This window comes from Nonomuraea roseola (assembly GCF_039535395.1).
Classification (GTDB): Bacteria; Actinomycetota; Actinomycetes; order Streptosporangiales; family Streptosporangiaceae; genus Nonomuraea; species Nonomuraea roseola.
On sequence record NZ_BAAAXC010000005.1, the window covers coordinates 34,659 to 52,092 of the forward strand.

The window sequence follows — 17,434 nt, forward strand, 5'->3', positions numbered from 1 at the left end:
CGAGGCGAGGCGCGGTGCCTGAGGCAACCGGCGCGCCCCGGATGCATCCGACAGCCCTTCGGCTCGCGAATGCACCTGTAACGAGCGAAGGGGCTTTCGTGACCGTAACCGCAGTGACCGGCTCCGTGCGGGAGCTGGTCGATCAACGCCTGATCGCGATCGTCGAACGGGAGATGGGCAGGCTCGGCTTCCTGGGCGGGCAGGAACGCGAAGCGGTACGGCGCCTGCTGGCCCGCTTCGTCATCGACGGGGGCAAGCGGCTGCGCCCGTCGTTCGTGTTCTGGGGCCACAGCGCCGCCGGAGGCTCCGCGGGGGAACTGGACACCGTGCTGTCGGCGGGCTGCGCGGTGGAGCTCGTGCACAGCTGCGCCCTGATCCTCGACGACATCATGGACGAGTCCGACACCAGGCGAGGACGGACCACCGCCCATCTGGCCCTTCTCGACGAGCATCGGCGGGAGGGGTGGCGGGGCGACCCGCGGCGTTACGGGGAGTCGGTGGCCACCCTGCTCGGCCTGCTCGCCTACACCTGGGCCGACACCGCCATGGTGGCGACGGGCTCGGCGCGCGCGTGGGAGGTCTTCACCCAGCTTCGCGTGGAGCTGATCGGCGGCCAATACATGGACCTGGCCCACGCCGCCCGTGGCGCGGGCACGAGGAGCCAGGCGCTGCTCACCGGCGCGTACAAGTCGGGCAAGTACACCGTCGAGGGCCCGTTGCTCCTCGGGCACGCCCTCGCACGGGGCCTTCCCGGAGTGCGCGCGGCGCTGAGCGCCTACGCCCTTCCGCTGGGCGAGGCGTTCCAGCTGCGTGACGACGTGCTCGGCGTGTTCGGCGATCCCGCGCTCACCGGCAAGCCCGCCGGTGCCGACCTGTTCCTCGGCAAGCAGACCTACCTGCTGGCCGAGGCGAGGCGGCGCACAGGGGGGCACGGCCACACGCCGGTGGACGACGTGCGTGACGAGGCCGATGTCGCGGCGGCGCGCGAGCTGATCGTCGCGTGCGGCGCCCTGGAGGCCGTGGAGCGGCGCATCGACCTGCTGACCAGGAAGGCGACGGCGGCGCTGGAGAGGGCGGGACTGCCGGAGGAGGCCTCGGCGGCGCTGGTGGAGCTGGCCCGCCAGGTCACGGACAGGAGAGTTTGATGGATGTGGTGATCGGGGCGGGGCTGGCCGGCCTGTCCGCGGCGGTTCACCTGGCCGCGGCCGGACGCGAGGTGACCGTGATCGAGGCGCGGAAGGAGCCCGGCGGCTGCTGCGGCACGGCGGAGCTCGGACCTCACCGTTTCGACACCGGGCCCTCGGTGCTGACCATGCCCGGGGTCCTGGCCGAGATCTTCGGCGCCGCGGGGGAGGAGCTGGAGGCCTGGCTGCCGCTGCGGCGGCTGGACCCCGCCTATCGCCTGTTGTTTCCCGACGGCTCCCGCCTTGATGTGAAGCCCGAGGCCGAGGCGATGGTCAGGCAGGTGCGCGAGCTGTGCGGTCCGGCCGAGGCCGAGCGGTACCGCCGCTTCCGCGCGCTGCTGGGCCGGATGTTCGAGGCGGAGTGGCCCGCGTTCATCGACGCCGACATGACCCGCCTGCGCGCCATGGCCAGGCCACTGGCGCTGGCCCGGCTCGCGGCGATGGGCGGCTTCCGCCGTCTCGACCGGCTGGTGGCCGCCCACCTGACCGACGATCGGCTCATCAGGGCGCACACCTTCCAGGCGCTCTACGCGGGCCTGTCGCCGCGGCGGGCGCTGGGCATCTACGCGGTGATCTCGCACATGGACACCGTGGGCGGCGTCTACTTCCCCCGCGCAGGAGGGATGCACGCGATCCCCCTCGCCCTGGCCGCGCTGGCTGAGAAGCTCGGGACCACCTTCAGGTACGGCACGCGAGCCACCCGGGTGCGGACCGACTCCGACGGTGTCACCGCGGTGCTCCTGGACAGCGGCGAACGGCTCGCCGCCCGCACCGTCGTGGTCGCCTGCGACCTGGTGAGCGCGCATGCCGGGCTGCTTCCCAAGGCCGCCGCCGACTGGCGGCTGCGCCGTCCGCGCTTCTCACCCTCGTGCGTCGTGCTGCACATCGGGCTGGAGCGACCTCTCGCCGGGCAGGCACACCACACGCTGCACTTCGGGAAGCAGTGGGCGTCCATCTTCACCGCCCTGGAAGCGGGCAGGCCCCAGCCGGACCCCAGCATCCTGGTCACCCACCCCACGCCTGACACCCTCACCGTGCTGGAACCCGCGCCCAACCTGCTCGGTCACGGCTGGGACGGGCTGGCGAACCGCATGCTGGCCCGCCTGACCGATCTGGGCTACGGCGATCTGTCGACACGGCCGCGACTGACCTGGGACCCGCGCCGATGGGCGGCGGAGGGACACTCCGCGGGCACCCCGTTCGCGCTGGACCACCGCTTCACCCAGACCGCGTGGTTGCGTCCCTCGGGCGTGGCCCGCCGCATCCCCGGGCTGCACTTCGCGGGGATGCACACCGCGCCGGGCGTCGGCGTCCCACCCGTGCTGATCTCCGGGCGGCTGGCCGCCCTGCGCATCCTGGAGGCCGCCCGATGAGCAGCCTGACCGCGAGCTACGAACGGTGCCGCCGGCTGCACGCCCGATACGGCCGCTCGTACTACCTCGCGACGCTGCTGCTGCCCTCGTGGAAGCGGCGCCACGTCCACGCCCTGTACGGTTTCGCCCGCTACGCCGACGAGATCGTCGACTCCTTCGAGATGCGCTCGGACAGGGCGGAGGCGCTCGACGCCCTGTCGGCCCGTCTGAGCGCGGCCCTGTCGGGCGCGCCCGTCGAGGATCCGGTGCTGCCCGCCCTGGCCCACACCGTGCGCTCGTTCGGCATCGACCAGCGTGAGCTGGCCGCCTTCCTGCGTTCGATGCGCGCGGACCTCACCGTGACCCGCTACGCCACCTACGACGAGCTGCTGGAGTACATGGAGGGATCGGCGGCGGTCATCGGCACCATGATGCTGCCGATCCTGGAGCCGCTGCCCGGCGCCGAGGCGGCGGCCAGGGAGCCGGCGCGCCAGCTCGGCCTCGCCTTCCAGCTCACCAACTTCCTTCGCGACGTCACCGAGGACCTCGACAGAGGGCGCATTTACCTGCCGACGGCCGACCTGTCGGCGTTCGGTGTCAACGAGGAGGACCTGCGCGGGCACACGGTCACCCCTGCCGTACGGCGGCTGCTGGCCTTCGAGGCCGAACGCGCCCACCGCCACTACCGCCTGGCCCTGGAGGGCGTCGACCTGCTCACGCCCTCGTCGCGGCCCTGCGTGAGGGCCGCCTACCACCTGTACGGCGGCATCCTCGCCGAGATCGAACGCGCCGGGTTCGAGGTGCTGGGACGGCGGGCACGGGTGCCTCGGCGGCGCAAGCTGGCCATCTTCACCCGCCACCTGCTGGCCGCGTCGAGCGCGGGCAGGCAGGAACGGCGCGTCAGCGTGGAGCTGCCATGAGCGCCGCTCCTGTCGTCCTCGACGCCATGGGCGGTGATCACGGCCCGACCGAGATCGTCAGGGGCGCGGTGGCCGCATGGCGGACGCACGGCGTGCCCGTCGTGCTGGTCGGCCGCGAGCGGGAGGTACGCGAGGAGCTGGAACGGCACGACGCCACCGAGATCCCCGTCGTCCACGCCGACGAGGCGGTTCCCATGTCCGAGCGCGGCGCGCCGGCCACGGCCGGCCCTTCGACGAGCCTGGCCGTGGGCTGCGAGCTGGTACGGCGCGGCGATGGCTCTGCGTTCGTCTCTTCGGGCTCCACCGGCGCGGTGGTCTCCTGCGCGGTCCGCCTGATCGGCAGGGCCGAGGGGGTGCTGCGTCCGGCGCTGGCGGTGGTGTTGCCGACGCTGCCAGGCGGTTCGACCGTCCTCGTCGACGCGGGCGCCACGGCCGATCCGACTCCGGAGATGGTCGCCCAGTTCGGCGTTCTCGGCACTTCCTACGCCCGCCTGGTGTTCGGCGTGCCCGATCCGCTGGTGGGACTGCTGTCGATCGGATCGGAGCCGGGCAAGGGCAACCGGCTGATCCGGGGCGCGGGCCGGCTGCTCCATGAGCTGCCGGTGCGCTTCCACGGCAACGTCGAGGGACACGACGTGCTCGCAGGGCGGGTCGACGTGATCGTCACCGACGGGTTCACCGGCAACATCGTGCTGAAGAGCGTCGAGGGATGCGTACGGACCGCCCTGTCGATGACGGCCGCGGCAGGGATCGCCGCGCCAGAGGACCTCGCGGTGGTGGCCCGCCGCTACGACCCCGAGACTCATGGCGGCGCCGCGCTGCTGGGCCTGCGGGGGACGCTGATCGTCGCGCACGGCTCCTCGGGAGCGGCGACGATCGCCCGTGCCTGCCAGGTGGCACGCGATCTGGCAGGCGGCCGGCCGAGGACGAGGCCGTGAACGGATCAGGCCAACGGGTCGGCGCCGTTCCAGCTGCCCTGGCTGGCATAGGGGATGAAGCGGGCGAACAGCTCCTCGGCGTACCAGTCCTCGGACCGTACCCGCTCGATCACCGTCCGGTGCGCGGCGTCCCCGTAGGCGAAGCCGTTCACCTCGTCCGCGCCGCGCCACAAGGAGAAGGTGGCCTGGCGTGCCAGTGGCCACTCGCCGACGCCGACGGAGGCCAGGCATCCGCGCTGCTCGGCCAGGAGGCGGTCCACCCTGGGGACCGAGCGGTAGAAGGCGGCCAGCCTGGACGGCCTGATCGACGCCCTGGTGAGCACGGCCAAGGGACCTTCGTGCGCTGCGCGCGGTGGCCCGGCCGTCCCTGCGAAGGGGTCCAGGCCGCCCCACCGCCCCCGCCAGGCCAGGGGCGCCAGCCGTACGTGCCAGGACTCCCGCGCCTGGCCGCGCCACCGCTCGGCGATCGGGGAGCGGCACAGGAACGCCTCCAGCGCGGCCTCCTCGCGCCACACCGCGAACAGCGCCCAGCGGCGCAGGTCCGCGCCGAGGCTCATGGACGCCGCCCGGCCCGTGCCGAGCAGGCGGTGGAACAGCAGACCGCTGGTCCGCCGCAGCAGCGGCCGGTCGAAGGCCATGTGGCGCATGGCGCTCAGGTCCGCATACCTGACAAGGTGGAATGAAGCGATGCATGCCTGGTTCGCCGCTGTCATCGGTGGTTACCTTCTCGGCTCGATCCCCGTCGCGGTCCTCGTGGCGCGCGCGCACGGCTTCGACCCGCGCGAGGTCGGCGACCGCAATCCCGGCTTCTGGAACATGAAGGAACAGCTGGGCTGGCGCGCCGCGGCGCCGGTGTTCGCAGGTGACGCGCTGAAGGGCACGCTGGCCGGGCTGGTCGGTGGGTGGGCGGGCGCTGCGTGGCCGGGCGGCGGCTGGGGTCCGGTGTACGCGGCGGTGGCGGCGGCGATGGCCGGCCACGCGTGGCCGGTGTTCGCGCGCATGGGCGGAGGACGCTCGATTCTCACGTTCGTGGGCGGGTTCGCGGTGATCTGCTGGCCCGCCTTCCTGCTCGGCGTGGCGGTGCTGGCCATCGTCGGGCTCCTGACCAGGTCGTTCGCTATGGGGGCGCGCGCGGGGGTCTTCGGCCTGCCCCTGCTGCAGCTGATCTTCACCCCGGTGGAGCAGGTGGCGGCCACGGGCGCGCTGATGTGCCTCATCGGCCTGCGCTTCGGTCAGGCGGCGCTGGCCGAGCGCCGGAGATGAGCCGCGGGTAGGTCCTGCCGCGCCAGGTCCGCACCGGCCGCAGGGTGCCCTGCGTCAGACGTACGGCGGTCGCGAGGTCGAGCAGGGGTGACAGCGCCAGCCCGGGGCCAGGACGGACGTAGCTGCCCCGCAACGCGCAGGTCAGCAGCAGACGTATCGCCAGCAGGCCCAGGTCCAGCCTGGTGGGGCGGCCGGTCAGCAGCCGCAGCGCGGGCAGCGCGGTCGTCAGCCACACCACGCTCAGGTCCGCCGCCTTCCACGCCGGGCCGGTCACGTCGGCCAGCGGAAGCGAACGGCCCCACTCCCGCCACACCTCGCCGAAAGACTCGTGCATGTCCACGTGGAGCAGGTCCCCCGCGTCGAGGAAGGTCGGCCGCCAGCCGTCGGCCGCCAGCGTCCTGGCCAGCGCGACGTCGTCGGTCATGTGGCCGCGCACGCGGCTGAAGGCGTCCGCCTCGAGCATCGGGGCCCGGCGGAAGGCCATGCACTGGCCGTTGGCCAGGGCCCGCCGGGGTGAGGGAGGGCAGGCCGGGCCGATCGGGCCGAAGCGGTAGACCAGCGTGGCCAGGAAGGAGGCGTGCAACGCCTGCTCGGCCGTACCTTCGCAGACGAACCTCGGCCCGGCCGAGACGAGATCGAACTCGTCCAGAGCCGCGACCAGCGCGCCGAACAGGCCGGGCCTGGGCCTGGCGTCGGCGTCCAGCGTGACTATGACCTGGCCGCCTGCCGCTGCCAGGCCCTGCCGCAGCGCCCATTGCTTGCCCACCCAGCCCGGGGGGAGCGGCTCTCCCCTGACGACCTTCGCGCCCAGCCCCGCCGCCACGCGTGCGGTCGCGTCGGTGGACTCGTCATCCACCACGATCACCTCGGCGACGGCCGGGTCGGCCAGCGCGACGCTCAGGCAGGGCGCGATGCGAAGCTCCTCGTTCCTCGCCGGCACGACGACCGAGACCGCGCCCGTGACGTGGTGCACGGGAGCAAGCGGCGGCCTGCGACGCCGTCCCCTGGCCAGCCTGGCGCCCACGGTGACGGCGGCGGCGGCCTGGGCGAGGCCGAGCGCGGTGGTCCACTTCACGAGGTGGCCTTTCCGAAGGGGAAGTCGCGGTTCACGAGGTCGGCGACGATCCTGCCGCCCATCGCGACCAGCGGCAGCCCGCCGCCAGGGTGGACCGAGCCGCCGACCAGGTACAGGCCGCGCCTCGGCCCTCTGTTGCCAGGGCGGCGGAAGGGAGCCAGCGGGCCGGAGTAGGCGCCGCCGTAGATGGCCCCGCCCCACGCGCCGTATCGCTCCCGCAGGTCGGCAGGGGTGAACAGGTCCACGAACCGGAGCCGGCCCGACAGGTCGTGGCCCCGCTCGGCCAGCCTCTCCAGCACCAGGTCTCGATAGGCCTGCGGCGAGAGCGGCCAGCGGGAGGGGTCACGGGCGGGAACGTTGACCAGCATCGTCCAGGCCTCCGCACCCTCAGGGGCCTGGGAGGGGTCGTCCACCGAGGCGCAGCCGACGTAGACGGTCGGGTCCCGCGGTGGCCTGCGGTGCTCGAAGAGGTCACCGAACTCGGCTCGGTAGTCCGCCGAGAACAGGATCGAGTGATGGGCGAGCCCTTCGGTGCGGCCCTCCACCCCGGCCAGCAGCAGGAAGGCCGACGACGACGGCCCGAGTGCGGCGATGTGCCGCAGCCTGCGCCGATCAGGGAGCAGGTGCCCGTACAGCTCGGCCGCGTCGGTGTTGGCGATCACCACGTCGCAGCCGACCTCGCCGCCGTCGGCGAGCCGTACCGCCCTGACCCGCCCCCCGCCGGCCACCACCTCGCAGACCCGTGCCGAGAGGCGCACCTCCACCCGGGCCTCCTCCAGCAGCCTGGCCAGGTCGTCGGCGAGGGTCGGCAGCCCGCCTGGGACGTACCAGCCGCCATGGTCGTGCTCGATGGCCGGGATGCAGCCGAGCGCGGCGGGCGCCTGGTAGGGGTTGGAGCCGGCGTAGGTGGCGTAGCGGGCGACGTACTGCCGCAGGCGGCGATCGGTGAAGGAGCGGCGCGCGAGCCCCGCCAGCGTACGGCCGGGCGCCACCGCCGTCAGGTCCGACAGGCGCGCCTCCGACGGCGGCCTGGTCAGCGGTCCCGCGAAGAAGGTGCGGGTCGATGCCTCCAGGCAGCCGCGCGCCCAGGCGTGGAAGGCCCGCCAGCGCGCGCCCTGGCCCGGCGCCAGCCGCTCGACCTCCGCCGCCATCCGCAGAGGATCGCGATGGGCGGTCAGCCGCGAGCCGTCGGCGAACCGGTAGTGGCAGAGCTCCCTCAACTCCACCAGCTCCCGCCGCACGCCCAGATCGCGGAAGACGCCGGGCAGGGTGAGGAGAGAAGGTCCGAGGGAGAAGGTGAAACCGTCGCGCCGGTGCTCGGCGAGCTTGCCCCCCAGCCGAGGCAGCTGCTCGAACAGCCGCACCTCATGGCCCGACCTGGCCAGGAGCAGGGCGCTCACCATGCCGCCCACCCCGCCGCCGATCACGCTCACCTCTGCCATCGACGCCTCCACGCCAGCACGGCGAACGCCCCCATGGCCACCCCTCCGCACGCCGCCACCAGCGGGTCGGGCGGCTGGAACACCAGCGCGAAGCCGAGAGTCTCCATGACCGCCATCACCGTGTACACCGTCACCAGCCCCGTGTCGCCTGCCGTGTCACGCGCGAGGGCGTGGATCAGCGCCATCATCAGGAACGAGACCACCAGCCAGCCCGCGAAGTTGGTGAGCGGGACACCGCGGTAGGGGCCGTCGTGCTCCCACGCCCACAGACCCAGCCTGATCATCTGCGGGTCCAGGAAGAGGTCCCACGCGGTCAGCGCCACCGCCCCGAGTCCGATGCGGGCCAGGCCGGTTCCTCGTGCGACCGCGTACGCGGCCAGCCCCATGCCCGCCCAGGCCAGCGGCACGATCACCGGCACCCCGAACAGCTGGGGCTGCAGGACGGCGGTGTAGGCGTAGTCGCCGAACGGCACGCCTGTGGTGACACCGAGCAGCTCGGACCCGTAGCCGAGCGCCGCGGCCGAGGCGAAGGCCGAGACCGCCCGCCGCAGGCCGCAGGCCGCCGCCGCGAAGGCGACCGACGACAGGGCGAGAAGGATGACGACCAGGCTGGTCAGGCCGATCGGCCTGGGCTGCAGCCCGGTGCCCACCTGGGCGGCGACCATCGCGGACAGCAGCAGCGCACCGGCGACGGAGCCGGTACGTCGTCGCGTGAGGACATCGGTCACAGCTGTTCCTTCGAGCGAAGACGTCGATCAGATGCATCCGTCTGGCTCAGGCCTCGTCCTGACGCTGCCGTGCTCCTTGCCGAGCGGAGAATCCAGCATGCGTCGCGAGGCCGCCGTGGTGGAAGCGGACGCGCGGGTCCCACCGGATCCCGCCGAGCGGGGGGCTGCCATGCAACCGCTTTTGTCCCTTATGCGAATATGCAGGAAGGGGGGAATGCGGTATGGGCCAGTCCGACAGGCGGCTGAACGAGTTTCTCGACGCGCTCGACGCGCGGCTGCCCTACGTGCGCTACCAGGTCCGCAGGTTCCCTGAGGGAGAGGACTTCCTCCAGCTCAACGTGCCAGGCACCGCGCGCGCGACGGTGTTCATCCAGGACGGCGAGTGGATCTGCCTCAGCGAGACAGCGTCGGATGTGACCCTGCAGCGCGCCCTGGGCTCGGTGGACGAGCAGCCGCAGGCCGTCGTCGAGCGCCTCTCCTTCCCCGCGCGCGCCTCGAAGCCGCGCTCCCGACGGGTGCGGGTCCTCCGCGCCGTGGGACTCGGCCTGGTCGCGGCGCTGGGAGCCGCCGTGCTCGCCGCCGTCGTGCTGGCGGTGCTCGTGCTCGGCAACGGCTACGGATACGGCTCGGACACGGTTCGCGTGGCGATCAACGCGCTGGCGGCCGTGTGCGGCGCGGCTGTGGGCGTCTGGGTCGTCCGGCGCTCGTGGCGCGCTTCGGCAGACGGGCAGACAGGGGACAGACCGGATGGAAAGGAAGAGGGCCAGGAATGAGCGACATGACGGCTGTTCCCAAGGCCATCGCGGGTCCTTCGAAGTTTCTGGACGACCGAATCGGCGCGGGGACCTTCCTCAAGCGGAACCTGCGCAAGATCTTTCCCGACCACTGGTCGTTCCTGCTGGGTGAGATCGCGCTCTACTCCTTCATCATCCTGCTGCTGAGCGGGACGTTCCTGACGTTCTTCTTCAAGCCCAGCATGATGCACGTGATCTACGACGGTCCTTACGACCCGCTCAAGGGCGTGATGATGTCCGAGGCCTACGCCTCGACTCTGGAGATCAGCTTCGAGGTGCGCGGTGGTCTGCTGATGCGGCAGATCCACCACTGGGCCGCGCTGCTGTTCGTGGCCGGCATGATGGTGCACATGCTCCGCGTGTTCTTCACGGGTGCATACCGCAAGCCGCGCGAGCTGAACTGGCTGATCGGCGTGCTGCTGCTGACGCTGGCGCTGGTCGAAGGCCTGACCGGCTACTCGCTGCCTGACGACCTGCTGTCGGGCGCGGGTCTGCGGATCACCGAGGGCGTGGCGATCTCGCTGCCGCTGGTGGGCACGTACATCACCTTCTTCCTGTTCGGCGGGGAGTATCCGGGTGAGGATGTGATCGCGAGGTTCTACTCGCTGCACATCCTGCTGATTCCTGGCATCCTGCTGGCGTTGATCTCGGCCCACCTGGTGCTGATGTGGGTGCAGAAGCACACGCAGATGCCGGGCAAGGGGCGCAACAACCACAACGTGGTCGGCGCGCCGTTCTTCCCGGCGTTCATGCTGAAGGCCGGCGCCTACTTCATGTTCACCTTCGCGGTGGTGGCGGGCCTGGCGACCTTCGCGCAGATCAACCCGATCTGGGCGTTCGGCCCCTACACGCCGGCCGACATCTCGGCGGGCTCGCAGCCCGACTTCTACATGGGCTTCCTGGAGGGCTCGCTGCGGCTGATGCCGGCCTGGGAGATCAACCTGTTCGGCACCAGCGAGTTCGGCACGCTGCCGCTGAGCGTCATCATCCCGGCTCTGGTGCCGATGGGCATCGTGATGACGGGCCTGGCGCTGTATCCGTTCGTGGAGCGGTGGGTGACCGGCGACAACCGCGAGCACCACATCGCCGACCGTCCCCGCAACAACCCGCACCGCACCTCGATCGGCATGGCGGCCATCACGTTCTACGGCGTGTTGTGGCTGCTGGGCGCCAACGACGAGATCTCGGCCTTCTTCCAGATCAGCCTGAACTGGACGACCTACATCGGCCGGGTGCTGGTGCTGGCGGGCCCCGTGATCGCCTACATCATCACCTACCGCATCTGTCTGGGTCTGCAGCGCTCCGACGCGGCGGTCATCGGGCACGGTGTGGAGTCGGGCGTGATCAAGCGGCTGCCGCATGGTGAGTTCATCGAGGTCCACACGCCTGCGGCGGAGGACATCGAGGCCCACGTGCGGGGCAAGGAGGCGATCCGGCAGGTGGAGATCGGTTCCGACGACGAGGGGATTCCGCCGAGGGGCATGCGCGGTCCGCTGGGCAAGCTGCGCGGGCGGATGTCGAAGGCGTACGGCGGGGAGAAGATCCCGCTGGACGACGGCCACGGACGCGGTCACGGCGAGGAACACGCCGAGGAGCACGCCGAGATCGGACCTGGAGAGGACGCCTCGCCACTCGCCTCCCGCAAGCCCGATCGCCCGAGCTAGGGCGCTTCCGGTCGAGCCCCCTGCTGGCCGACCTGAACTAGGGTCCTTGCGTGGCCGATCACCTTGCGCCTGCGACCGGTGAGCGCGCTGCGCGCGCCGCGAAGACGATCGTGATCACTGGCGGGACCCGCGGCCTCGGCTTCGGCCTGGCCAGGGCGCTGGTGGAGCAGGGCCATCGGGTGGCCGTCTGCGGCACCGACGCCGACCGGGTGAGCGCGGCCGCCGCCGCGCTGGGTGTCCTGGCGAGGGTGGCCGACGTCACCAGCCGTGACCAGCTACAAAGCCTGTGGGACGCGGCCGTCGACCGGTACGGCCGCGTCGACATCTGGATCAACAACGCGGGAGTCTCGCATGCCCGCGAGCCCGTCTGGCGACTGCCCGCCGAGCAGGCCCGAAGGGTCGTGGACGTCAACGTGCTCGGAGTGATCAACGGTTCCGCCGTCGCCATCGGCGGCATGGCCGCACAGGGCGGCGGTCACGTGTGGAACATGGAAGGACTCGGCAGCGACGGCCGTATCGTCAGGGGCCTCGGCGTGTACGGCGCGACCAAGCGAGCGAGCACCTACCTGACCGACGCCCTCGCCAAGGAGGTTCCAGGCGGAGTGACCGTCGGCCTGCTCAGCCCAGGACTGGTGGTCACCGACCTGCTCACCCACGGCTACTCCGCCGCCGAGCGCGAACGCGCGGCAAGGATGCTGTCGATCCTGGCCGATCGCGTGGAGACCGTCGCCCCATGGCTGGCCGACAAGGTGATCAGCAGAACGCGCAACGGCGCACACGTCCGCTGGCTGACTCCTGGCAAGATCGCCTTCCGGTTCGCCACCGCGCCCTTCGGCCGCCGCGGCGACGTCTTCGCTCCTTGACGGCGACCGGAAGCGCTCCCCGGCGCAGGCACCGGCGACCGCGGGTGCTGATTCCTCCCTATGCCGCGAGCGCGGCCCGGTGTACAACTCCCTCAGGGTGATCCCACGGAGAGGAGCGCCGATGATGCGGATGGCCGCCATCGCGTTGGCGGGCGGTGCTGCGATCGTCCTGACCTCCTCCTATCGGCATCACCCCCTGTGGATCGTGTGGGCGGCCCTCGCGCTCTCCCTCAGCGCCGCGGCCGGAGCCGTCTTCGCCTACGGCGTCGAACGGTGGAGGGAACTGGACGCCCTGCGCCCGACGCGGAGGCGCCACATCATCGCCCCGCTCGCCGCGCTGTTCGGGGTGAGCGTCCTCATGGCCGCGACCACCGTTGTCCTCGCCCCGCCCTCGGTCGCGTCAGTCGCACTGCGCGGGTGGGTCCTGCCCACGATCGCTTGCATCGGCGCCATCCCCGCCGTCGCTGCCATGTTCGGCATACGCCGCGCATGCTCTGCTTCGGAAATCGACGCCCCCGCGGAGCGCATCGCCCTGCTCATGGCGCTACGCCGGCTGCTCCAGCGCCTTCTGGTCGCGGTCGGCTCGCTCGTGGCGCTCTCGACGCTCGCGCTGAGCGTCGCTCCCGCCCAGCAAGGAGCGCCACCACAGATCGTTCTCGTCTTCGGCGCCGCGGGCTCTCTGCTCGTCGGCCTGACCTACGCCCCGGCCAGTACCGCGCTGCAGAACGCAGGCCGGCGCCTGTGCGAGGAAGTGCTGCCGCTGGAAGAGGCGACCGAGATCCATGCGATCCTCAGCCGACTGGACGAACGTCTCAAGCTGGAGCAGTTCCTGGGCCTCGCGCTGGTCGACCAGGAGGCGCTGACGGCCGAGTTGGTCAGCGGCCGGCTGTTCGCGGTGATCGACCACACCGAGCCGGAGGTCCTGCCGGCCGGTTCGCCGCTGTACGACCTGCCGCAGGTCCTGCTCACCCCACACATCGCAGGCTCGCTCGGCGGTGAGCTGGCCCGCATGGCGGACCTGGCTCTGGACGAGCTGACCCGCTACGCCCGCGGGCTGCCGTTCGCGCACGGCGTGGCGAGCGAGACGCTCGCGCGGATCGCCTGACCCACGCCGAGGCGGGTGGCGGACTGCTACGACCAGGATCACCACCGGATTCGACCCGAGAAGGCAGCCGTGACCGCCGTCCTACCGGCCATCCGGCTGCGAGCGCTGCGCGGTTTCCGGCTGTCCCATCCGGGCGGGTGTGAGGGCGAACCTGCCCCTTGTAGGGGTTGCCGTGTGCTCCGGCGTCGGCGCGAGCCCCTGCGTGGTCGTCCCCTGATGTCAGGGAAGGTTCGGATGGGATCCGTGCGCGAACCGCACGGTGATGGACAGGCCGCCTTCGGGGCGTGCGCTGGTGATGAGGGTGGCGTGGTGAGCCTGGGTGACGGCATTGACGATGGCGAGGCCGAGGCCGTAGCCGTCGTGGCGGCCGTGACGATCAGGCGCCAGTTTCTGGAAGGGTTGGAAGAGGCGCTGGATCTGGTTGTCGGGGATGGCCGGGCCGCTGTTGGCGACCGTAAGGGCCACCTGTGTGCCGGAGGTCTGCGTGGTGATCTGGACGTGCCCGTGTTCGTGGTTGTGGCGGATGGCGTTGTCGATGAGGTTGGCGACGAGGCTCTCGACCAGTCTCGGGTCCCCGGCTGTCACTGCGGGCTTCAGGTGTTCGGCGAGGTCGATGCCTCTCTCCGATGCTTGGTCGCGGCGGGAGGCGAGCACTTCTTCGACGACGTGGGCGAGGTCGAGGTCGTCCCAGCGGGTGACGCCGCGCTCGCTGGTGGCCAGGGCGAGCAGTGCCTGGACGAGCCGCTCCTGGTGTCCGCCGAGGGCGAGGGCCTCCTGGCAGGCCGAGCGCAGGGTGTCGGTGTCGGCATCGGTGTCGGCGAGGGTGACTTCAAGGAGGGTGCGCAGGCCGGCGAGAGGGGTGCGCAGCTCGTGGGAGGCGTTGGCGACGAAGTGGCGTTGGGCGTCGAAGGAGGCTTGCAGGCGGGTGAACAGGTCGTCGAGGGTGTGGCCGAGTTCGGTCAGCTCGTCCGTGGGCTCGCCGAGGTCGAGGCGCCGGTGGAGGTTTCCGGCGGAGATGCTTCTGGCGGTGGCGGTGATGGCGCGCAGCGGGTGCAGGAACCGGCCGGCGACGTACCAGCCGAGAGCCAGGGCGACGGGAACCAGAATGACCAGGGCGACGGCGGATCCCAGGAGGAGTTGGGGCAGGCTGATCCCGGGCCCGGTTTCGGCGATCCCGTTCGATGAGGGAGGGCCTGCGGGGGTGGCCGCGTGGATGGTGGCGAGCGGGACGTCGACGAATACCAGCACCAAGACTCCGGCGGCGTAGATGCCCGCCGCGTAGGCGAGCGCGAGCCGCGTCTGCAGGGACCTTCTGGCGAGCTGCCGGGAGGTCATGACGGTCCGAGGCGGTAGCCGCCTTCGCGGATGGTCTCGATCACGGGCGGTTCGCCGAGCTTGACCCGCAACCGGTGCATGGTGTGCTTGACGGCACTGCTGAAGGGGTCGGCGGCCTCGTCCCAGACACGTTCGAGCAGTTCCTCAGCGGAGATGACCAGGCCGGGTACGGCGAGCAGGCACTCGAGCAGGGCGAACTCCCTGGGGCTCAGCTCAAGGCGCCGGCCGGCCCTGAACGCGGTACGGCGGGCAGGATCGAGGGTGATGTCCCCGCATGCCAGGGTGGGAGGTAGCGGCGGGGTGGCGCGGCGGGCCAGGGCACGGACGCGGGCGACCAGTTCGGCGAAGGCGAACGGCTTGGGCAGGTAGTCGTCGGCGCCGAGGCTGAGCCCGTCGACGCGGTCCTCGATCGTGCCGGAGGCGGTGAGCATCAGCACGCGGGTCTCACAGCGGCCGTGGGCCAGTCGCCTGCAGATCTCGTCCCCGTGGACGCCGGGCAGGTCGCGGTCGAGGATCACCACGTCGTAGCGGGTGGCGGCCAGGCGGTCGAGGGCGGCGGTTCCATCCAGGACGACGTCGACGGCCATGCCCTCGCGGCGCAGCCCGGTCCCGACGGAGCGGGCGAGAACCTCGAAGTCCTCGACGACGAGGACCCTCACCGCCGCTCACCGCCGGTCGTCGTGCGGGCAGGGCGACCGAACCGGCCGCCGGGTCGAGGTGCCATGGGTCAACGATGGCAGATCCCGGGTTGCAGCCGGGTCGCAGCGGCTGCGACACGGCTGGAACCGGGTGCCGCGTACAACCGTCGGCATGAGTTCATCTACGCCGTACCGATCCAGCCGGCGGGTCGGGCGGGACGGCTTCCCCCAGCTGCTGCACGCGGAGTGGACCAGGTTCCGCACCGGGCGCGGCTGGGTGCTCCTCATGGTGGCCTCCGTGCTGGTCACCGTGTCGCTCGGACTGCTGATCGCCGGAGGCGCCCGCAGCACCTGCGTCACAGGGAAGGGCGAGGGCCCCTGTCCCGCGCCTCTACTGGGACCCGATGGCACGGCGGTGAACGACAGGTACTACTTCGTGCACCAGCCACTCAAGGGGAAGTGCCCATCGAGGGATCCAAGGTGTCTCGGTCCGCGCGGAATCCAGCCTGTGGGTGCCGAAAATGGTGTCACCCTAAGCGACGTGCGCATACTCATGGATCGGACCACTGAGGTGGTCTCGCGTACTAGCCGAGTGCGACCCGTCGGTGGGGTCGGATCGGATGCGAGTTGGGCTGGTCGCGCACGCCAGCACCGCTGGCGCGACCGTCGCTCTTGCCTGAGTTCTGGCCGGCCTGGGGCCTGCAAGATAGGTTTCCGGACCAAGTCGTCGTGACGTTCTCCACGCTCACGGGAGAGGACGTCACCACCGAAGTGTCGGGTTCGATCAGTGCCTACGGGATCCATGCTGGTGACGCCTTGGACATCGTCTATGACCCGGTTCATCCTGTGTATGTCATCCGCGCGGGGACTACGGACCTCGCTTACTTTCATGTACTAATCGCCCTCTCGATCCTTGCGATGATCGGGACAGCGGCATGGTCATGCATTCGCTCCTGGGCGCCATCCTCTCGGGCATGACCTCTCTTACCATGTCCGCCATTACAGGCGGCAATGACGCCGAATTCTGGTACCTGTGGGTGGTGTCGCCCTTGAAACGCCCAGGGCCTGTACGGAGTTGAGAGCAGAGGGATTCGCCTGCGCTTCGGCCTTCGATCCTGGTAGGCCGTCGCCATGGCGCGCGGCGACCCCACCGATGAGGAATGGTCCTTCATCGAGCCTCACCTGCCGCTGGGTGAGCGGGGCCCGATCCCGGACCTGCGGCAGCAGTTCAACGCGGTGATGTGGCGCTTTCGTACCGGCAGTTCGTGGCGGGATCTGCCCGCGAAGTACGGCGCGAGAGCCGAGCCTAGAAGACCCGGTCGGACTCTCATTGCCAGTTTCTGGCACCGGACAAGCCTGCACCATGACGCAAGAAGGTTCTCGCACGCCACAGCGCAGGTTGAGCTAGGACTAGCTCTTGTCTCGGATCACGTCGTAGTCGGAGAACTCGATCGGGCCGTCACACAGCTTGGTCATCTGTGCGTTGAACCGGTCGGTTTCAGGCAGCTTGCTGTTGCGCTGCGCCTCCTCATACGAGGAGAACTCGACGATCGCCACGTAGTGGTCCGGGCGGCTGTGGTGCTTCGCCACGACCTCACGTTTCACGGTGCGCGTGCTCTTCGTCTGCGTACGCCACTCGTTCATGAGCGACTCGACTTCGCCGGCTCGCTTGGTGTTGAATTCCAAAATCTGTACGAAGCTCATAGGAGCCTCCCTTTTTCTGGGGTTATATTCCCCATTGAATATCAAGCAAAAAAAAATAGCAAGAAAATTCCAAACAAATCATCGAATTCCACTCTCAGCATAAAGAGCAGAAGGTCGACGGAGCCACCTCCTGAGAGAATTTCGAAATCGGGGCAGCTGCCAAAAGACCCGAATGGGCAGGTCAAAGGGATTTAGCAGCCTCTCTTGAGAGATCTGGACTCATTCCAGCGTGAACCACCTGGACGAGAGCTGCCACGCTCTCGGCCGAGCGTCGGCGCATATCGATCGGCTGACGATTGCGGGAGCGGCTGCGCGCGCGCGGACATACGCGCACGAATCTGGATCAACAGCATCAGCTAGGGCGGGCGTCGACGACGAGGCGACGGCCGCGGGCGGGACTCGCCGAGTCGCTCTGCAGTCTTGTCGATC

16 protein-coding genes and 1 pseudogene are annotated in these 17,434 nt (G+C 70.6%); 10 read left to right on the plus strand and 7 right to left on the minus strand.

Features of this window, described 5'->3' with window-relative positions:
- Positions 1–98 precede the first annotated feature (98 nt).
- The 4 genes from ABFX55_RS02170 to plsX are packed head-to-tail and all read left to right on the plus strand — an operon-like array spanning position 99 to position 4,394.
- The gene (locus tag ABFX55_RS02170; RefSeq protein WP_346117073.1) at positions 99–1,145 is read left to right on the plus strand and encodes a polyprenyl synthetase family protein; all 1,047 of its coding nucleotides are present in this window, start codon (positions 99–101) and stop codon (positions 1,143–1,145) included.
- Positions 1,145–2,557, plus strand: a complete 1,413-nt coding sequence (locus ABFX55_RS02175) for a phytoene desaturase family protein (RefSeq protein WP_346117074.1) — start codon at positions 1,145–1,147, stop codon at positions 2,555–2,557. Before ABFX55_RS02170 ends, ABFX55_RS02175 begins: the two co-directional genes overlap by 1 nt.
- Entirely contained in the window at positions 2,554–3,456 is a 903-nt protein-coding gene (locus ABFX55_RS02180; RefSeq protein WP_346117076.1) for a phytoene/squalene synthase family protein, read from the plus strand. Before ABFX55_RS02175 ends, ABFX55_RS02180 begins: the two co-directional genes overlap by 4 nt.
- Positions 3,453–4,394 (plus strand): phosphate acyltransferase PlsX, encoded by a 942-nt coding sequence (gene plsX / locus ABFX55_RS02185; protein WP_346117078.1) that lies wholly within the window; start codon positions 3,453–3,455, stop codon positions 4,392–4,394. Before ABFX55_RS02180 ends, plsX begins: the two co-directional genes overlap by 4 nt.
- A gap of 5 nt (positions 4,395–4,399) precedes the next feature.
- Here the strand turns inward: plsX and ABFX55_RS02190 are convergent, their stop codons facing one another.
- Positions 4,400–5,032: a spheroidene monooxygenase gene (locus ABFX55_RS02190; protein WP_346117079.1), complete on the minus strand. Its 633-nt coding sequence runs from the start codon at positions 5,030–5,032 to the stop codon at positions 4,400–4,402.
- A 49-nt stretch (positions 5,033–5,081) separates the two neighbouring features.
- On the opposite strand from ABFX55_RS02190, the gene ABFX55_RS02195 reads away from it, so the two are divergent.
- The gene (locus tag ABFX55_RS02195) at positions 5,082–5,657 is read left to right on the plus strand and encodes a glycerol-3-phosphate acyltransferase (protein WP_346117081.1); all 576 of its coding nucleotides are present in this window, start codon (positions 5,082–5,084) and stop codon (positions 5,655–5,657) included.
- Here the strand turns inward: ABFX55_RS02195 and ABFX55_RS02200 are convergent.
- Genes ABFX55_RS02200 through ABFX55_RS02210 form a run of 3 tightly spaced genes read right to left on the minus strand, consistent with a single transcriptional unit; the run spans position 5,608 to position 8,902 of the window.
- Positions 5,608–6,732: a glycosyltransferase family 2 protein gene (locus ABFX55_RS02200; protein WP_346117083.1), complete on the minus strand. Its 1,125-nt coding sequence runs from the start codon at positions 6,730–6,732 to the stop codon at positions 5,608–5,610. The genes ABFX55_RS02195 and ABFX55_RS02200 overlap by 50 nt on opposite strands.
- Positions 6,729–8,174, minus strand: coding sequence for a phytoene desaturase family protein (locus ABFX55_RS02205; RefSeq protein ID WP_346117085.1), 1,446 nt, complete (start codon positions 8,172–8,174; stop codon positions 6,729–6,731). Before ABFX55_RS02205 ends, ABFX55_RS02200 begins: the two co-directional genes overlap by 4 nt.
- Complete coding sequence (locus tag ABFX55_RS02210; protein ID WP_346117087.1) at positions 8,162–8,902, minus strand: carotenoid biosynthesis protein; 741 nt, start codon at positions 8,900–8,902, stop codon at positions 8,162–8,164. The genes ABFX55_RS02205 and ABFX55_RS02210 overlap by 13 nt, the downstream gene beginning before the upstream one ends.
- Positions 8,903–9,123: 221 nt before the next feature.
- Here ABFX55_RS02210 and ABFX55_RS02215 point away from each other — a divergent pair, with 221 nt between their 5' ends.
- The 4 genes from ABFX55_RS02215 (at position 9,124) to ABFX55_RS02230 (ending at position 13,328) form a co-directional block, all read left to right on the plus strand.
- A complete protein-coding gene (locus tag ABFX55_RS02215) occupies positions 9,124–9,675 on the plus strand; it encodes a hypothetical protein (RefSeq protein WP_346117088.1) in 552 nt (183 codons plus the stop codon).
- On the plus strand, positions 9,672–11,360 hold the full coding sequence (qcrB, locus tag ABFX55_RS02220; protein ID WP_346117090.1) for a cytochrome bc1 complex cytochrome b subunit: 1,689 nt from the start codon (positions 9,672–9,674) through the stop codon (positions 11,358–11,360). The genes ABFX55_RS02215 and qcrB overlap by 4 nt, the downstream gene beginning before the upstream one ends.
- Positions 11,361–11,410: 50 nt before the next feature.
- Positions 11,411–12,223 (plus strand): SDR family oxidoreductase, encoded by an 813-nt coding sequence (locus ABFX55_RS02225; RefSeq protein ID WP_346117092.1) that lies wholly within the window; start codon positions 11,411–11,413, stop codon positions 12,221–12,223.
- 130 nt (positions 12,224–12,353) lie between these two features.
- The gene (locus ABFX55_RS02230; protein ID WP_346117094.1) at positions 12,354–13,328 is read left to right on the plus strand and encodes an NAD(P)-dependent oxidoreductase; all 975 of its coding nucleotides are present in this window, start codon (positions 12,354–12,356) and stop codon (positions 13,326–13,328) included.
- Positions 13,329–13,547: 219 nt separating this feature from the next.
- On the opposite strand, the gene ABFX55_RS02235 is transcribed toward ABFX55_RS02230, so the two are convergent.
- Together ABFX55_RS02235 and ABFX55_RS02240 are read right to left on the minus strand one after the other, a co-directional pair.
- A complete protein-coding gene (locus ABFX55_RS02235; protein WP_346117096.1) occupies positions 13,548–14,663 on the minus strand; it encodes a sensor histidine kinase in 1,116 nt (371 codons plus the stop codon).
- Entirely contained in the window at positions 14,660–15,322 is a 663-nt protein-coding gene (locus ABFX55_RS02240; protein WP_346117098.1) for a response regulator transcription factor, read from the minus strand. The genes ABFX55_RS02235 and ABFX55_RS02240 overlap by 4 nt, the downstream gene beginning before the upstream one ends.
- Positions 15,323–16,432: 1,110 nt before the next feature.
- Between ABFX55_RS02240 and ABFX55_RS02245 the strand changes: the two are divergent.
- A pseudogene (locus tag ABFX55_RS02245) lies at positions 16,433–16,585 on the plus strand (transposase); the annotation flags it as partial.
- A 126-nt stretch (positions 16,586–16,711) separates the two neighbouring features.
- On the opposite strand, the gene ABFX55_RS02250 reads toward ABFX55_RS02245, so the two are convergent.
- Positions 16,712–17,005 carry a hypothetical protein gene (locus ABFX55_RS02250; protein WP_346118311.1) on the minus strand — a complete coding sequence of 98 codons (294 nt, stop codon included), beginning with the start codon at positions 17,003–17,005 and terminating at the stop codon, positions 16,712–16,714.
- Between the last annotated feature and the right edge of the window lie 429 nt (positions 17,006–17,434).